Genomic DNA, 14,936 nt, shown 5'->3' with positions numbered 1-14,936 from the left:
CGCACACGGTACTGCAGAGAATTGGTCTGACCACTTGACCTCTTACGGTCGGCGGTCCTACGGTCGAAGCATGCCGTTCCAGCCGATCGAACATCGCAGCGTCCCCGAGGACGTCTTCGAGCAGATCATCGAAGGCGTACTCAGCGGTGATCTGGCTCCCGGACAGTCGTTGCCCAGCGAACGGGAACTCGCGCGCGTGCTCGGTGTCTCGCGGCCCGCCGTGCGGGAGGCGTTGAAACGGGTGGCCGCGGTCGGGCTCGTCACGATCAGGCAGGGAGACGGCACCACCGTCCGGGATGTGCGGAAGTTCGGCGGTCTGGACCTGTTACCCCGCCTGCTCATCAGACAGGGCGAACTCGATGTGTCAGTGGCCCGTTCGGTCATCGAGGCCAGAGCTCACATCGGACCCAAGGTGGCAGAGCTGGCGGCGCTGCGTGCGAACGACGAACAGATCGCTGTCGTGCGTGATGCCGCGACCACGCTTGCTGATCTGACCGACCCCATTGAGCAACAGGTTGTTGCGCTGGACTTTTGGGATGCACTGGTGGACGGCGCGGATTCGATCGCGTTCCGATTGATGTACAACACGATGCGGGCCGCGTACGAGCCCGCTCTCCCGGCGCTGGCCGGTGCGCTGTCGGCGGAGGTCGGGAATTCCGGCGGCTACCGCGCGATCGTTGCCGCCGTTGAAAGGCATGATCCAGCCGGTGCTGCGCGCGCCGCGGCGGTGCTGCTCGAACCCGCCACCACAACCCTGATGTCGGCGTTCACCGAGATGGAAGACCTGCTCCGAGAGGACCCCGATGGTGAATGAACAAGCGGCAACCGGGCGCAAGGACCGCCGGAAGGTCACTCTGCAGAGCGCCTTTCGTGAGTTCGTCAGGTATCCCTCACCATGGATGATCATCGTGTTCCTGGGTGCTTCGGCAGTCGCACGCGTGGTGGTCGGTGATTTTTCCTGGACCGATGCGCTGGTCCCCGTCGTGATGGTTCTGTTGTTCCCGTTTGCGGAGTGGATGATTCACGTCTGCATCCTGCATTGGCGACCCCGGACCGTTGTCGGGCTGAAGATCGACACCCTGCTCTCGCGCAAACACCGGGAGCACCACAACAATCCACGCGACGTCCCACTGATCTTCATTCCCTGGCAGGTCCTGTGTCTCATCTTGCCGGTGGCCCTCGCGCTCGGTCTGTTGGCCTTTGGCAGAACGGGCCTGGGTTTGACGTTCATGGTGACGCTCGGGATTCTCGGGCTGATCTACGAGTGGACGCATTACCTGATCCACACCGACTACAAGCCGAAATCCGGCCTCTACAGGGCGACCTGGCGCCACCACCGGTTCCATCACTACAAAAACGAGCACTACTGGTTCACGGTCACCACGTCGGGAACCGCGGACCGGCTACTCGGTACGAATCCCGATCCGGAGTCGGTGGAGAAATCTCCGACCGCCAAGAACCTGCACGCGATGAGTTGAATCATCACGGGAGGTAGGGGCCGTCCTGCGCCAGATCCAGTGAGCGAAGGCGTTTGGCGTCCTGGCCTGGTGGTGCACCGAACATCCGTCGGTATTCGCGGTTGAACTGCGTCGGACTGTCATATCCGACGAGGTGGGCCACGCCGGTGACATCGCCGGCATCGGCGAGCAACAGGGTCCGCGCCTGCTGGAGGCGGATGCTCTTCTGGAACTGCAACGGACTCATCGCCGTGATGGCGCGAAACCGCCGGTGGAACGTCGAGGTGCTCATCCCGGCCATGCCTGCCAGGTCGGAGATGCGCACCGGCTCTGCATAGTTGCCACGGATCCACCGGATGGCGTGATTGATGTGGGTGAGATCGCTGTCGGGCAGGCCGATCTGACGGACGGCATCGGAGTGCGGGCCGGTGAGCAGACGCCAGAGAATCTCCTGCTCGATCAGCGGGGCCAGAACGGGAGCATCTGACGGGTGATCGATCAGGCGGAGCATCCGGACCACCGCGTCCAGTAATGCCGGCCCGGCCCGACCGGTGGTGATGGTCGCCGGATTGCCGGGCCTGCTGCGCCCCCAGGTTTCGGCTGGTTTCTGGAGCAGCAGTGGGGCGATCCGGTCCGGACGTAGCCTCAGTCCGACACCCAGCGCGGGTGTTCGAGTGCTCGCGCCGATGAAGTGACCCGTGACCGGTAGATCCGCGGTCACGACCAGGCACTGGCCGGCGTGGTACTCGAAAACCTTCTCGCCCAGCAGAAGTCGTTTTGCGCCCTGGGCCATCACCACAAGTAGCGGTTCGGTCAGCGAATGATCCGGTGTGGCCCTCGCGACCTTGGACACCAGCAGCCCGTCGATCGGAGTCCGCATGTCGGACCGGGCCGCCGCTTCGATACGCCGGCAGAGCTCGGCCAAGAGTGCGGCGGATTCGTCCATACGCAATCCAAGCATCCCCAGATCTGATCAGGCAACCTGTTTCAGGCGTAATCGGCAGGATTGGGCAAGACCGGAACAGGATTGCTCTACCGGCGCAGTGGCCGGTCGGAGTTGAGTGGTGGGTGACCCGATTGCAGTATTTCCAACCTGATTGAAGGAGTTCACCATGTCACTGGACCGCTACGTCACACTCGGCCGCTCAGGCCTGCGCGTCAGCCCATTCGCGCTCGGGGCGATGACCTTCGGCGAAGATCCGGGCGGCGCCGGATGCAGTGTCGAAGAGTCCGAGAAGATCCTCTCGACGTATCTCGATCTCGGCGGCAACTTCATCGATACCGCGAACTTCTATACCAACGGCCATTCGGAAGCCATCCTCGGCGACTACTTCGCGGCCCGTCCCGGACGACGCGACCGCGTTGTGCTGGCGTCGAAGTTCTTCACCAATCTCCATCCCGGCGATCCCAACGGCGGTGGTGCCGGACGCGCGTCGATCATCGCCCAGCTCGACGAGAGCCTGCGGCGCATGAAGACCGATCACCTCGATGTGTACTGGTTGCACAATTGGGACCGCAACACCCCGATCGAGGAAACCATGCGGGCACTCGACGACCTGGTGCGGGCCGGCAAGATCCGCTATATCGGGTTCTCGAACATCCCCGCCTGGGTGACCGCCCAGGCGCAGGTGACGGCGATGCTCAAAGGCTGGACGCCACTGATCGCGCTGCAGGTCGAGTACTCCTTGCTGGCGCGGACCGTCGAGGGCGAGATCGCCTCGCTCGCAGCAGATATGGGGATGGCGTTGGTGCCGTGGAGCCCCCTCAAGAACGGCTTTCTCTCGGGGAAGTACCGCAGTGGGGTCGAGGTCACCGATTCGGCCCGTGCCGCTTTTGTCGGTGGCCCCAGTGAGGCGGAGTACAAGGTGATCGACGCAGTGGCCGCGGTGGCCGATGAGCTGGGGACCAGCGCCTCAGCGGTGTCTCTGGCATGGTTGCGCGGCCGCAGCGGCACGATCGTGCCGATTCTGGGCGCTCGTCGCCTGGAGCATCTCACCAGTAATCTCGCCGCGCTCGAGTTGTCGCTGACGGCCGAGCAGATCAAGCGGCTCGATGAGGTGTCCGTGCCAGATCTGAACTACCCGGCTCCGGTGAACGGTGCGGTGCGCTCGATGCTCCAGTTCGGTGGAATCACCGTCGACGATGAGGAGTCCACCGCCTATCCGCCACTGGCACTGAGTGACACCCGCTATTGAGACGTGCGTCAGAAGTCTCGTTGGATCCGCAATGTGCCGATGGTGGTGGCCAGTGAATCGTATTGTCCGACAAGGAGGACGAACTCGATCAGCTGACGCTCGTCGAGGTGGGAGGACAGCTCTTTCCAGGTGTTGTCACGCAGGTCCTTCGTCTGCACCAATTCGTCGACGCCGCGCAGCAGGGCCGCCTCCAGGTCCGTCCAGCCGGCGTCCGGTCCGGCCAGGATGCGGCCGAACTCGGTGTCATCGATTCCGGCCCGACCACCGAGGCGCTTGTGGTGATCCAACTCGTACTGGCAGTTCCGCAGATGGGCAGTCCGGATGATGACCATCTCGGCGTGGTGCCGCGAGAGTTTGCCGAACGGCATCATCCGGCTCGAGAAATGCAGCCATCCCCGGAACAGGCCCTTGGCCCGCCCGAGTGTCGAGAAGATGTGCGCGTCGGGAACCCCGATGACGCGGGCGGCGCCTCGGCTGAACACCCAGTTGAAGGGCCCGAGCTGACGGAAGTTGCCAGGATCGATGCGTGGTGTGGTCACGTCTGCCAACGTAGCGGAAGGCGCGTCGAGTAATGCCTGATCACCGACCTGCTCGTTCGAGGACTAGAGTTCTATCGGTGCGTCGGATACTGATCGTCATCGCGGGAGCGATTGCTGCGATGTCGATACTGGCGGGCTGCGGGGATGACGGCGGTACCGGAATCACTCGGCTCGAGGAGTCGGGTGTGCTGCGGGTGGGCACCGAGGGTACGTATCCGCCGTTCAGTTACCACGATTCGGCCACCGGCGAACTCGTCGGCTATGACGTCGAAGTGGCGAAGGAAGTCGCCGAGAAGATGGGCCTGCGGGTCGAGTTCGTCGAGACACCATGGGATTCGATTTTCGCCGCGCTCGAATCGAACCGGTTCGACGTCGTTGCCAATCAGGTGACCATCACCGATGAGCGCAAGGCCAAATACGACCTGTCGACGCCGTACGCGATCGGCGAGGGCGTGATCGTGACGCGGGCCGACGACAACTCGATCACCTCGCTCGCCGATCTCAAGGGCAAGACCACGGCGCAGTCCGAGACCAGTAACTGGGCGCAGGTCGCGCGGGACGCCGGAGCCGACGTGGAGTCGGTCGAGGGCTTCACCCAGGCCATCAAGCTGCTCAACCAGGGCCGGGTGCAGGCGACGGTGAACGACAGCCTGTCCGTCCTCGCCTATCAGGCGACCACCGGCGACACGAGCATCAAGATCGCCGCGAACATCGGCGAGAGGAGTGAGCAGGCGTTCGCGGCGCGACGGGACAGCGGGCTGATCGACGAGATCGATGCTGCGCTCGAGGAGCTCAGGAGCGACGGCACCCTCGCAGCGATATCGCAGGCCTATCTCGACGCCAACGCCGCCGGCACGTCGGAACCGAAGACCGCGCCGAGTACGTGGGAGCTGATCGCGGAGAACCTGTGGCCGATGGCCAAAGCCACCATCACCGTGACCATCCCGTTGACCGCGATCAGCTTCTTCTTCGGTCTGATCATCGCGCTCGGTGTGGCGCTGGCGCGGATGTCCAAGAGTCGGGCGTTGTCGTCGGTCGCGCGTGTCTACATCTCGCTGATCCGCGGAACACCGCTGCTGGTCCAGCTTTTCATCATCTTCTATGCACTTCCCGAACTGAACATCCTGATCGATCCGTTCCCGGCCGCGGCGATCGCCTTCAGTCTCAATGTCGGTGGTTATGGCGCCGAGATCATCAGGTCCGCCATCGGCAGCATCCCGAAGGGGCAGTGGGAGGCCGCCGAGACCATCGGGATGAGTTATCCGGTCGCGCTGCGGCGGATCATTTTGCCGCAGGCGTTGCGCACCGCCGTCCCGCCGCTGTCGAACACGTTGATCTCACTGGTCAAGGACACCTCGCTGGCCTCGACGATCCTGGTGACCGAACTGCTGCGCACCGCCCAGATCGCCGCAGCACCGACCTTCGAATTCTTTGCCCTGTACGGCACTGCCGCCCTGTACTACTGGGTGGTGTGCCTCGTATTGTCGTCGGTACAGGGCCGCATCGAGATCCGACTGGACAGGTACGTGGCGAAATGACCGAAACTCCCGTGCCGAAGCGCCCAGCTGCCGGCGAGGTGGGCGACCTCGTGACCGTGACCGGTCTGCAGAAGTCCTACGGCGACAACCACGTGTTGCGCGGCATCGACTTCACCGTCCGAGCCGGCTCGGTCACCACGATCATCGGTCCGTCGGGGTCGGGCAAGACAACAATCCTGCGTTCACTCAACGCTCTCGACATGCCGGATGGCGGCCAGATCACCATCGGCGATGTGGCCGTCGACTTCGACAAACCGATACCCAAGGCCCAGCTGGTCAGATATCGGGCACAGTCGGGCATGGTCTTTCAGGGCCACAACCTGTTTCCCCACAAAACCGTGTTGGAGAACATCATCGAGGGTCCATTGATCGTGCAGAAGCGGCCCCGTGCCGAGGTCGTCGCCGAGGCGGAGGCACTGTTGCAACAGGTCGGGCTGTCGGACAAACGGGACCAATACCCCCATCAACTCTCCGGTGGACAACAACAGCGCGTGGGAATCGCTCGCGCCCTGGCACTCAAGCCTCGGCTGATGCTGTTCGACGAACCGACGTCCGCGCTCGATCCCGAGCTCGTCGGAGAGGTCCTCGGGGTCATGAAAGACCTTGCCACCCAAGGCTGGACGATGATCGTGGTGACCCACGAGGTTCATTTCGCGCAGAAGGTCGCCGACCAGGTGCTGTTCGTCGACGGTGGCATCGTGCTGGAGCAGGGTCCTCCGGCCGAGGTGCTCGCCAAGCCGAAACATCAACGGACGAAACAGTTCCTACGTCGGATCCTCGACCCGGTCTAGCCGCGTCAGCGCACCAGGTACGGCGAGACCGTGCTGCGGTGTTCGTCGATGTCGAGTTTCGCCCCGAGCGCCGGGAACGCGCGCTGAGGGCAGTTCATCCTTTCGCATACGCGGCAACCCGCACCGATGAGCGTCACATTGGCCTGCGGGCCGATCTCCAGCCCGTCCGAGTAGACCAGCCGGGCGGCATGGCGCTGTTCGCAACCGAGTCCGATGGCGAAGGTCTTGCCGGGCTGGCCATAACGCGCCGCCCGGCGTTCGACGGTCCGGGCGACCCAGAGGTAGTTGCGGCCGTCCGGCATCTGGGCGATCTGGGTCTGGATCTTGCCGGGCGAACCGAAGGTCTCGTACACATTCCACAGGGGGCACGTGCCGCCGCTGCTGGAGAAGTGGAATCCGGTGGCGGACTGTCGCTTCGACATGTTTCCTGCGCGGTCGACCCGGACGAAGGTGAACGGGACGCCCCGCAGGTTCGGGCGCTGCAGCGTGGAGAGCCGGTGGCAGATCGTCTCGTATGAGACCGCGTAGAACGCCGACAGCCGTTCGATGTCGTAGCGGTAGTCCTCGGCCGCGCCGTGGAACTGGGCGTAGGGCAGTACCGCGGCGGCGGCGTAATAGTTCGCCATCCCGAGCAGTGCCAGCGCGCGGGCCTCATCGGACGTGAAATTGCCCTCGTCGACCATGTCGCGCATGAGGTCACCGCATTCGAGATGACCCAGTTCGGCAGCCATCTTGAACACCCGCTGACCCTGCGAGAGGTGGCCGGAGATATCCAGGCGGCGCGTCTCGGGGTCGAAGTGGTGCAGGACCGTGTCGCCGAGGTCGACGCGTCGCACGATCTGCACGCCGTGGACGGTCTGCAGACGGTTCGCGATCTCGCTACGAACGTCGCCGGAGTGCATCCGCATCCGGGTCGTGAGCTCCTCGGCGGCGACGTCGAGCTCGTGGAGGTAGTTGTGTCGCTGATAGAAGTAGTCGCGAACCTCTTCATGGGGGGCGCTGATGGAACCCCTCATGGTGCCGTCGCCGCGTTCGTCGGTGGCCGCAGCGAGCTGTTCGGTGGCGATCCGATACCGGCGGTGGAGGTTCACCATGGCCTTGGCCATATCGGGATGTGTGGTCACCAGGTCGGTGATCTCCTGGGCGTCGGCATTCGCGCCGAGGTCCTCGTCCATCATCACTTCGCGCATCTCGGCGATGAGCCGGGCGTTGTCCTGAGAGTTGAAGAACCCGGTGTCGACCCCGAAGACCTCGCTGATCCTGAGCAAGACCGGAACGGTCAGAGGCCGGGCGTCGTGTTCGATCTGGTTCAGATAGGACGGAGAGATCTCGAGTGACTGCGCCAGCGCAACCTGGGACATGCCGCGCTCGGAGCGCAACTGTCGCAAACGTGCGCCGACGTAGGTCTTGGACATCCTTCTAGGGTATGCGGCGTGGTCACCGGACCAGCGCATGTCGCCCGGTCTGACACCGCATCGGCGGGCTCTAGGCTGTGGGGATGCGCGGGAAGCTGTCGGTAGCAGCGATGGGTCTCACATCGCTGTGCCTGTTCGGTACCGCGTGTTCCGAGGGTTCGTCGCCGGCATCGGAATCATCGGCGTCGACGGAGTCCGTGCCGAACACACCCGCTGCACTCCTGCTGCCCGCCCGGGAGTTCCCCAAGGGTTACCAGCCCGCTGATCTGGGCATCGTCGACCTGCGGGCGCAGAATGCCGCCGCGCTCGAATCGGCCCGATCGGCGCAGTTCGACCCTCCGCAGTGCCGACCGACCGCAGACGCCGATCTGAACGACCAGCTCGACGTGTCCAACGCGGCGCTCTCGGCATGGCAGTCACCGACGGGCGGCACCATCACCGAGCTGGTGACCACGGTGCCTCGCGACATCGACGCCGACGTGCGGGTCAGCGTCGGCGAATGCGCGCAGTTCACGATCACGGTGACGCAGGGCAGCACGGCCGGGACCACCGTGCTCACGCAGAATCGGCGCCTGACGCCCCCGGCCCTGCCGACCTCCCTGTCGCTGATGGTCGGCTCGGTGGCGACCACCACATATCCGGGGGGACGGACGGCCACGTCGCAGACCCTGGCGGGCTATGCCGTGGTCGACGGGATCACCGTGCAGTTGGTCGCCAACTCGACCGAAAAAGGCCTGAGCGACGTCGAATTCGCGGATTTGTTCGCCGAGGCAGTGGACCGGGTGGCCGCCGCGAACAAGTGATTCGCGGTCGTCGCCACTGTGATTCCGCTCACCATCGGCAGGCGCAACGTTGGAATGGCGAGCGCCGGTGTGCGCCGAGCGACGGGCCGGATGGAGTGAGAGTCGATTCGTATACTTGCAGTACGCGCGTACTTTTTGGCGTACTCGCCAGTAACTAAGCGCGAGTTGTTCACACCGAAATCTTCGCAACATTCGCAAGGCTCTGCGAAAAGCTGGCCTGAATTCGCATTTGCGGCTTGTAGACCTGCGGCTTTACCTGTGGCACTCTCGGTGAAGCAGACGCCCTCAGGGGTTACTAAATTGCTAAGTCGATCCGGACGAGTTCACTTCCACCGAACTGGTTCGGACTGCCTCACAGCACAAGCTCAACGAATATGGAGCGCGAGATTATGAGCACCGTCGGAAAACCAAGGACTGCCGCCGAGATCCAGCAGGACTGGGACACCAATCCTCGTTGGAAGGGCATCACCCGCGACTACAGCGCTGAATCGGTCGAGAACCTGCAGGGATCGGTTGTCGAAGAGCAGACTCTCGCTCGTCGCGGCGCCGAAATCCTCTGGGAAGGTGTCACCAAGGGTGACGGCAGCTACATCAACGCACTCGGCGCCCTCACCGGCAACCAGGCCGTGCAGCAGGTCCGCGCCGGCCTGAAGGCCGTGTACCTCTCCGGCTGGCAGGTCGCCGGCGACGCGAACCTCTCCGGACACACCTACCCGGACCAGTCGCTGTACCCCGCGAACTCGGTTCCCTCGGTTGTTCGCCGCATCAACAACGCACTCCTGCGTGCCGACGAGATCGCCCGCGTCGAAGGTGACAACTCGGTGGACAACTGGGTTGTGCCGATCGTGGCCGACGGCGAAGCCGGCTTCGGTGGCGCCCTGAACGTCTACGAACTCCAGAAGGCCATGATCGCTGCCGGCGCCGCCGGAACCCACTGGGAAGATCAGCTCGCATCGGAGAAGAAGTGCGGCCACCTCGGTGGCAAGGTGCTCATCCCCACCCAGCAGCACATCCGCACCCTGAGCTCCGCCCGCCTGGCAGCTGACGTCGCCAACGTGCCGACCGTGGTCATCGCCCGGACCGACGCCGAGGCCGCCACCCTGATCACCTCTGACGTCGACGAGCGTGACAAGCCGTTCATCACCGGCGAGCGCACCGCCGAGGGCTACTACCACGTGAAGAACGGCATCGAGCCGTGCATCGCGCGTGCGAAGTCCTACGCTCCGTACGCCGACATGATCTGGATGGAGACCGGCACCCCCGATCTCGAGCTGGCTCGTAAGTTCGCCGAGTCGGTCAAGAGCGAGTTCCCCGACCAGCTGCTGTCCTACAACTGCAGCCCGTCGTTCAACTGGAGCCAGCACCTGGACGACTCCACCATCGCCAAGTTCCAGAACGAGCTCGGCGCAATGGGATTCACCTTCCAGTTCATCACCCTCGCCGGCTTCCACGCCCTCAACTACGGCATGTTCGACCTTGCCTACGGTTACGCCCGCGAGCAGATGACAGCATTCGTCGACCTGCAGAACCGCGAGTTCAAGGCTGCCGACGAGCGCGGCTTCACCGCAGTCAAGCACCAGCGCGAGGTCGGCGCCGGCTACTTCGACCGCATCGCCACCACCGTTGATCCCAACAGCTCCACCACTGCGCTGAAGGGCTCCACCGAAGAAGGCCAATTCCACTAAGCTAGACCGCCTCTCCGATTCATTGGCGTACTAGTCAGGCGGTCCGCGACTACCCGTTGCGGGCCGCCTGCTGGTTTTCTACCGGCTTTTGGGCGTACCCCACAAGGGTTACCCTCATCTTGCCCTTATGTGTGGTTTCTTTTGGTTCAAAGATGTTGTGGCTCAGCAGTTTCAGGAGTTTGTGATGAGCGAGAAGATTACGCGGGTTGGTGTCATCGGTGCCGGGCAGATGGGCGCGGGCATTGCCGAGGTGTGTGCTCGTGCGCACGCCGACGTGCTGGTCTACGAGACCACTCGCGAACTCGCTGCTGCCGGACGCTCGCGCATCCTGCGTTCGCTCGACCGTGGCGTGAGCAGCGGCAAGCTCACCGAACGTGAGCGTGAACAGGCTTCCTGGCGTTTGCGTTTCACCTCCGACCTCGGTGACTTCGCCGACCGGCAGATGGTGTGCGAAGCCGTCGTCGAGGATGAAGCGGTCAAGACCGAGATCTTCAAAGAGCTCGACAAGGTGGTCACCGATCCAAACGCGGTGCTCGCCTCCAATACCTCGTCCATCCCGATCATGAAGCTCGGGATGGCCACCGCCAATGCACATCGCGTGGTGGGGATGCACTTCTTCAACCCGGTGCCGGTGCTACCACTGGTCGAACTGGTCACCACATTGGTGACCGCCCCGGAGATCACCGCCCGCGCCGAAGAGTTTGCCCACGACATCCTCGGCAAGCAGGTCGTGCGGTCGTCCGACCGGTCGGGATTTGTGGTCAACGCGCTGCTGGTCCCGTATCTTCTCTCGGCAATCCGTATGGTGGAGAGCGGTTTTGCCACGGTCGAGGACATCGACAAGGCGATGGTCCTGGGTTGCGCGCACCCGATGGGACCACTCAAGCTCACCGACCTGGTCGGCCTCGACACCGTCAAGGCCATCGCCGACAAGATGTACGAAGAGTTCAAGGAACCGCTCTACTCGCCGCCGCCGCTGTTGCTGCGCATGGTCGAGGCCGGCCGGCTCGGCAAGAAATCCGGGCACGGCTTCTATCAGTACGACGCAGCGAAGACCGGCGTCAAGAACTAGCGACGCCCGTCAGTTCCTGACCCGCGCGGGGCGGGGGGATCTGTCAGTCGATCGTGATCTCGCCCATCTCGGACCAGCCGTCGGCGTCGATCTGCTGACTGACGATCCTGGGTGTGGCCGTCAGTGCCTGCGGCATCTCCTGCTGCGTGGCCTTCTTGAAATGGTCGCTGTTGACGTGGGCGCCGGCCGCATCGTCGTCGAATGCTTCCACGAGCACGAATTCGTTGGGATCATCGACGCTGCGGGACCACTCGAACCACTTGTTGCCGGGCTCTTTCCGCGTTGCCTCGGTGAACGGACCGACCAGATCGAGCCACTTCTCGGTCCACTCGGGCTTCACCTGAAACTTCACCACGATGAAAATCACTTCGCCCTCCAGAAATGTCGACTACGGGTGCACCCTGCCAAAATGCTAGTTGTGTGGGGCGGGGATCTGGCAGGTATCCGGGGGAGTGGGCACTGTCGTCGCATATTGAGACCCCAATGACGAGAAGTGCCCTTCCCGTGATGGGAAGGGCACTTCTTGACGATGTTGCTGTAAGTGCGTGGAGATTTACGGGAACAGTCCGGGGATCAAGTTGCCCAATCCGAGACCGCCGAGTGAGCCGCTGCTGTCGCCGCCCGCAGAGCCGGTGGCCTTGAAGTTCGTGGTGCAACCGTTGAACGACACCGAGTCGACGTATACCGTTTCGCCGGGAGTGGCCGGCTGCGCGGAGACCCCATAATTTGTGACGACAGTTGCGCCGCCGGCAGCCTCGATCAACGCATCGAGTGTCGATGGGGTGCCCTTGGGAATGCCGGGCAGATTCCGGGTCGACCACCAGTTGGTTGCGTCGGTGGCATCCTGGTCGCCGGCGGTACCCGGGCTCGCCCAGGCAAAGGTGGCGAAGCCGTTCTCGGAGGCGGGAGCACCTTGTGTGTCAGCGCCGGTGACACGGATCTGCCAGTTGGCATTGCCTTCGGTCTGCTTGAACGTCAGCGACCCTTTGATGTCCGTGGCCTTGAGTTCACCCGCGGGGTGATACCAGGCCTTCCGCGCCGAGGATGGCTCGGTGGCCAGCACCAGCGAGCCGTCAGTATCGAGAGCGGTGGTGTCGCTGTACTTCGCTCCGGCCTCTTCCGGGAACGGGTTGCCCCAACCGTTGGCGTCGGTGCCGGTCGACACCGTTGCGCAGTTGGTGGCATCTACCGGTGCCGCCGTGGCCACGGCGGGAAAGAAGAGAGCGGCGGCGCTGACTGCGGCGGCAGCGGTGGTGGCGCGAACGAAAGTGCGGTTCATAGCTGTGAATCGACCCCCAAAAGGTTGGTTTGTTGCGTTTGTGTCACGTCAACTTAACAACTGTCATGTGGGTGAATGCAAACGTCGATTTCCTTGAATTATTCGACCTTTAGCAATGGTTCTTAGTTGGGGTGGTTCGAATATCAAGATCAGTGAGATCTGCTAATTAATTTGAAAACCACTGGGCTGGTCCAGCTTTGAGCAGGCTGTATGTCCGTATTTCGGTAGTGGAAAGCCGCCCTGTGGGGTTTGCTGGTCTGAATAGATTGAGCCATATCGATCCTCGTTGGTGCATTAATGTGTCCATTAACTGGGGCTTGAAGGAGGTCAATTGACCTGATATGGAAATTCGTCGAAATTCATATGACCCCATTACAGGGGGAGCCGGGTTGGCCACCGAAAATTCGCGCCACTTGCCTGCGTTCGCGCCCGTTGCAGCTGGCGCGAACGCAGGCAAGTGGCGCGAATTTTCGGTGGCTAGGGGTGGGGCCTACTGGCCGGGCGGGAACAGCGGTCCGCCACCGAACGGAGCCCGGTGTGACTTCGGCACCACGCCGTCGTTGTTGGCCAGGCCGTAGTCGGCGCCGAGCTCGGCGGTCACCAAGGTCTGTCCGTTGCGTTTGTCCAGATCCGGGTCTCGCCAGAGCCGGTCGATGACCCGGCCGACGAACTCGGGGTGTTCGGCTTCGCCGATCTTGAAGCCGGCGAACTCGTCGATACCCAGCGACAACAGCAGCTCGGTCTGAATCAGCCCCAGCCACAGGGAGATTGCGCTCACGCCGGTGCCGGACAACTCATGGCCCATGTCGAAGGCCATCTTGTCCAGTGCGGCTTTGCTCATCCCGTAGAGGACCGAATGCAGGTGCCCGCGGGTGCCGAACGACGAGATGTTGACCATCAGCCCATGCCCTTGCGGCACCATGAGCTGCGCCGCATGGACGCATGCCACGTAATGCGCGCGAAGGCCGACGGTGATCAGGGTGTCCCAATCGGAGACCGGACGCTCCCAGAACTTGTCACTGAAGCCGCCGAACCCCTTGGGTGCGGCCCAGGCATTGTTGACAAGAAGGTCGAGCCGACCTTGTTCGGCGGAGATCGTCCCGAACAGGGAGGCCACCGCCTCGTCGTCGGAGTGGTCGCAGCGCACACCGAACCCGGTGCCCCCGGCGGTGTTGATGTCGGCGACTGTCTGACCCAGCGGATCCGTCGGCGCGGTCCCACCGCGTGCGGTCACGTACACGGTCCATCCGGCCGCTCCCAGCGCCGTGGCCACCCCTTTGCCGACACCGCGGCTGGCCCCGGTGACCAATGCGACCGGAGCCGCTGACATTTCCTCACCCATGGGGGTCAATCTATCGGTGAAGGCGCCTCGGGGAGTGGATGTTCCTGCGCGTTGAAGTAGTCGCTGGAACCGCCGGCCGCTGCGATCCCGGAGATCGCCGACCACACCAACATGGTCAGGTAGTTGATCAGCTCTTCCTTGCCGAGGCGCTGCTCGACCATCCACCAGTGCACCGCGAGCTGGATCGCGCCGACCAGGCCGTAGGCCCACGTCTCCACACCGGCGGTCTCGGAACCCTGATCGACCATCCGGTTGATCATCACGAACGCCAGCATCTGCGCGACGAGCTTCTGCGAGTCGGCGAGTACCTGAGCACCCGAGCCGCCCGCCGTGACGAACGAGTAGATATGTGGCTCATCGGCGACGGTCTGGACATAGACGGAGATGACCATCCGGGTCAGGTCGAACTCTTCGAGATCCTCGTTGATGGCATCGCTCAGACGTGGGACCAGAACCGTTTCGATGAAGCGCATCATCGCGGCAGTGGTCAGGTCGCCCTTGTCGCTGAAGTATCGGTAGAGGACGGTCTTCGAGACGCCGATCTCGGCGGCGATCTCGTCCATGCCGGCGTCGGGCCCGAGCGTCCGGACCGCGGCGAGCGTGCCGTCGACGAGTTCGGTGCGGCGGGCTTCCTTGTGGCTTTCCCAGCGGCGCTTGCGACCGTCTGTCTTGACGTCCTCGATACCCACCTGACTGCGAATGGCCTTGGGCAGAGACACACCCTTGGCGGCGGCCGTCGCAGCCGCGGCGACCGCAGCACGCGCGGCTGCTGCCGGATTCGGTCGGGCGCACATCACCCGTCCACCTTATGTTCCCCGGC

Annotated in this window: 15 protein-coding genes; 8 read left to right on the top strand and 7 right to left on the bottom strand. The window is 63.5% G+C overall.

Annotation, left to right across the window (positions count from 1 at the left end; translation table 11 throughout):
• Nucleotides 1-70: 70 nt before the first annotated feature.
• Together AC51GR_RS12920 and AC51GR_RS12915 are read left to right on the top strand one after the other, a co-directional pair.
• Nucleotides 71-814: a FadR/GntR family transcriptional regulator gene (locus AC51GR_RS12920; RefSeq protein ID WP_496325030.1), complete on the top strand. Its 744-nt coding sequence runs from the start codon at nt 71-73 to the stop codon at nt 812-814.
• The gene (locus tag AC51GR_RS12915; protein WP_496325029.1) at nt 804-1,478 is read left to right on the top strand and encodes a sterol desaturase family protein; all 675 of its coding nucleotides are present in this window, start codon (nt 804-806) and stop codon (nt 1,476-1,478) included. Before AC51GR_RS12920 ends, AC51GR_RS12915 begins: the two co-directional genes overlap by 11 nt.
• Before the next feature lie 4 nt (nt 1,479-1,482).
• On the opposite strand, the gene AC51GR_RS12910 is transcribed toward AC51GR_RS12915, so the two are convergent.
• Nucleotides 1,483-2,403 (bottom strand): AraC family transcriptional regulator, encoded by a 921-nt coding sequence (locus AC51GR_RS12910; protein ID WP_496325028.1) that lies wholly within the window; start codon nt 2,401-2,403, stop codon nt 1,483-1,485.
• 166 nt (nt 2,404-2,569) lie between these two features.
• On the opposite strand from AC51GR_RS12910, the gene AC51GR_RS12905 reads away from it, so the two are divergent.
• On the top strand, nt 2,570-3,652 hold the full coding sequence (locus tag AC51GR_RS12905) for an aldo/keto reductase (protein WP_496325027.1): 1,083 nt from the start codon (nt 2,570-2,572) through the stop codon (nt 3,650-3,652).
• A gap of 8 nt (nt 3,653-3,660) precedes the next feature.
• Here the strand turns inward: AC51GR_RS12905 and AC51GR_RS12900 are convergent, their stop codons facing one another.
• The gene (locus AC51GR_RS12900) at nt 3,661-4,191 is read right to left on the bottom strand and encodes a carboxymuconolactone decarboxylase family protein (RefSeq protein WP_496325026.1); all 531 of its coding nucleotides are present in this window, start codon (nt 4,189-4,191) and stop codon (nt 3,661-3,663) included.
• Between the two features lie 119 nt (nt 4,192-4,310).
• Here AC51GR_RS12900 and AC51GR_RS12895 point away from each other — a divergent pair, with 119 nt between their 5' ends.
• Together AC51GR_RS12895 and AC51GR_RS12890 are read left to right on the top strand one after the other, a co-directional pair.
• The gene (locus tag AC51GR_RS12895; RefSeq protein WP_496325071.1) at nt 4,311-5,729 is read left to right on the top strand and encodes an ABC transporter permease subunit; all 1,419 of its coding nucleotides are present in this window, start codon (nt 4,311-4,313) and stop codon (nt 5,727-5,729) included.
• The gene (locus tag AC51GR_RS12890) at nt 5,726-6,520 is read left to right on the top strand and encodes an amino acid ABC transporter ATP-binding protein (RefSeq protein ID WP_496325025.1); all 795 of its coding nucleotides are present in this window, start codon (nt 5,726-5,728) and stop codon (nt 6,518-6,520) included. Before AC51GR_RS12895 ends, AC51GR_RS12890 begins: the two co-directional genes overlap by 4 nt.
• 5 nt (nt 6,521-6,525) lie before the next feature.
• Here AC51GR_RS12890 and ramB read toward each other — a convergent pair whose 3' ends face one another.
• Nucleotides 6,526-7,935 (bottom strand): acetate metabolism transcriptional regulator RamB, encoded by a 1,410-nt coding sequence (gene ramB / locus AC51GR_RS12885; RefSeq protein ID WP_496325024.1) that lies wholly within the window; start codon nt 7,933-7,935, stop codon nt 6,526-6,528.
• An 83-nt stretch (nt 7,936-8,018) separates the two neighbouring features.
• Here ramB and AC51GR_RS12880 point away from each other — a divergent pair, with 83 nt between their 5' ends.
• The 3 genes from AC51GR_RS12880 (at nt 8,019) to AC51GR_RS12870 (ending at nt 11,495) form a co-directional block, all read left to right on the top strand.
• Nucleotides 8,019-8,738 (top strand): hypothetical protein, encoded by a 720-nt coding sequence (locus tag AC51GR_RS12880; RefSeq protein WP_496325023.1) that lies wholly within the window; start codon nt 8,019-8,021, stop codon nt 8,736-8,738.
• Between the two features lie 389 nt (nt 8,739-9,127).
• Entirely contained in the window at nt 9,128-10,423 is a 1,296-nt protein-coding gene (aceA, locus tag AC51GR_RS12875; RefSeq protein ID WP_496325022.1) for an isocitrate lyase, read from the top strand.
• Nucleotides 10,424-10,607: 184 nt separating this feature from the next.
• A complete protein-coding gene (locus tag AC51GR_RS12870; protein WP_496325021.1) occupies nt 10,608-11,495 on the top strand; it encodes a 3-hydroxybutyryl-CoA dehydrogenase in 888 nt (295 codons plus the stop codon).
• A gap of 43 nt (nt 11,496-11,538) precedes the next feature.
• On the opposite strand, the gene AC51GR_RS12865 is transcribed toward AC51GR_RS12870, so the two are convergent.
• From AC51GR_RS12865 to AC51GR_RS12850, 4 genes are all read right to left on the bottom strand, one after another.
• The gene (locus AC51GR_RS12865) at nt 11,539-11,862 is read right to left on the bottom strand and encodes a putative quinol monooxygenase (RefSeq protein ID WP_496325020.1); all 324 of its coding nucleotides are present in this window, start codon (nt 11,860-11,862) and stop codon (nt 11,539-11,541) included.
• Between the two features lie 186 nt (nt 11,863-12,048).
• Complete coding sequence (locus tag AC51GR_RS12860; RefSeq protein ID WP_496325019.1) at nt 12,049-12,774, bottom strand: hypothetical protein; 726 nt, start codon at nt 12,772-12,774, stop codon at nt 12,049-12,051.
• 490 nt (nt 12,775-13,264) lie between these two features.
• On the bottom strand, nt 13,265-14,116 hold the full coding sequence (locus AC51GR_RS12855; RefSeq protein ID WP_496325018.1) for an SDR family NAD(P)-dependent oxidoreductase: 852 nt from the start codon (nt 14,114-14,116) through the stop codon (nt 13,265-13,267).
• Between the two features lie 5 nt (nt 14,117-14,121).
• Nucleotides 14,122-14,910, bottom strand: coding sequence for a TetR/AcrR family transcriptional regulator (locus tag AC51GR_RS12850; RefSeq protein WP_496325017.1), 789 nt, complete (start codon nt 14,908-14,910; stop codon nt 14,122-14,124).
• Between the last annotated feature and the right edge of the window lie 26 nt (nt 14,911-14,936).

The organism is Williamsia sp. z71 (assembly GCF_059553375.1).
Note: the sequence above shows the minus strand (reverse complement) of the source record. Positions and strands in the feature narration are given on the sequence as shown.

Bases quoted from the DNA above. Each gene is read 5' to 3' on its own strand.
- AC51GR_RS12920 (WP_496325030.1), top strand. From the start codon at position 71: ATGCCGTTCCAGCCGATCGAACATCGCAGCGTCCCCGAGGACGTCTTC.
- AC51GR_RS12915 (WP_496325029.1), top strand. From the start codon at position 804: ATGGTGAATGAACAAGCGGCAACCGGGCGCAAGGACCGCCGGAAGGTC.
- AC51GR_RS12910 (WP_496325028.1), bottom strand. From the start codon at position 2,403: ATGGACGAATCCGCCGCACTCTTGGCCGAGCTCTGCCGGCGTATCGAA.
- AC51GR_RS12905 (WP_496325027.1), top strand. From the start codon at position 2,570: ATGTCACTGGACCGCTACGTCACACTCGGCCGCTCAGGCCTGCGCGTC.
- AC51GR_RS12895 (WP_496325071.1), top strand. From the start codon at position 4,311: ATGTCGATACTGGCGGGCTGCGGGGATGACGGCGGTACCGGAATCACT.
- AC51GR_RS12890 (WP_496325025.1), top strand. From the start codon at position 5,726: ATGACCGAAACTCCCGTGCCGAAGCGCCCAGCTGCCGGCGAGGTGGGC.
- ramB (WP_496325024.1), bottom strand. From the start codon at position 7,935: ATGTCCAAGACCTACGTCGGCGCACGTTTGCGACAGTTGCGCTCCGAG.
- AC51GR_RS12880 (WP_496325023.1), top strand. From the start codon at position 8,019: ATGCGCGGGAAGCTGTCGGTAGCAGCGATGGGTCTCACATCGCTGTGC.
- aceA (WP_496325022.1), top strand. From the start codon at position 9,128: ATGAGCACCGTCGGAAAACCAAGGACTGCCGCCGAGATCCAGCAGGAC.
- AC51GR_RS12870 (WP_496325021.1), top strand. From the start codon at position 10,608: ATGAGCGAGAAGATTACGCGGGTTGGTGTCATCGGTGCCGGGCAGATG.
- AC51GR_RS12860 (WP_496325019.1), bottom strand. From the start codon at position 12,774: ATGAACCGCACTTTCGTTCGCGCCACCACCGCTGCCGCCGCAGTCAGC.
- AC51GR_RS12855 (WP_496325018.1), bottom strand. From the start codon at position 14,116: ATGGGTGAGGAAATGTCAGCGGCTCCGGTCGCATTGGTCACCGGGGCC.
- AC51GR_RS12850 (WP_496325017.1), bottom strand. From the start codon at position 14,910: ATGTGCGCCCGACCGAATCCGGCAGCAGCCGCGCGTGCTGCGGTCGCC.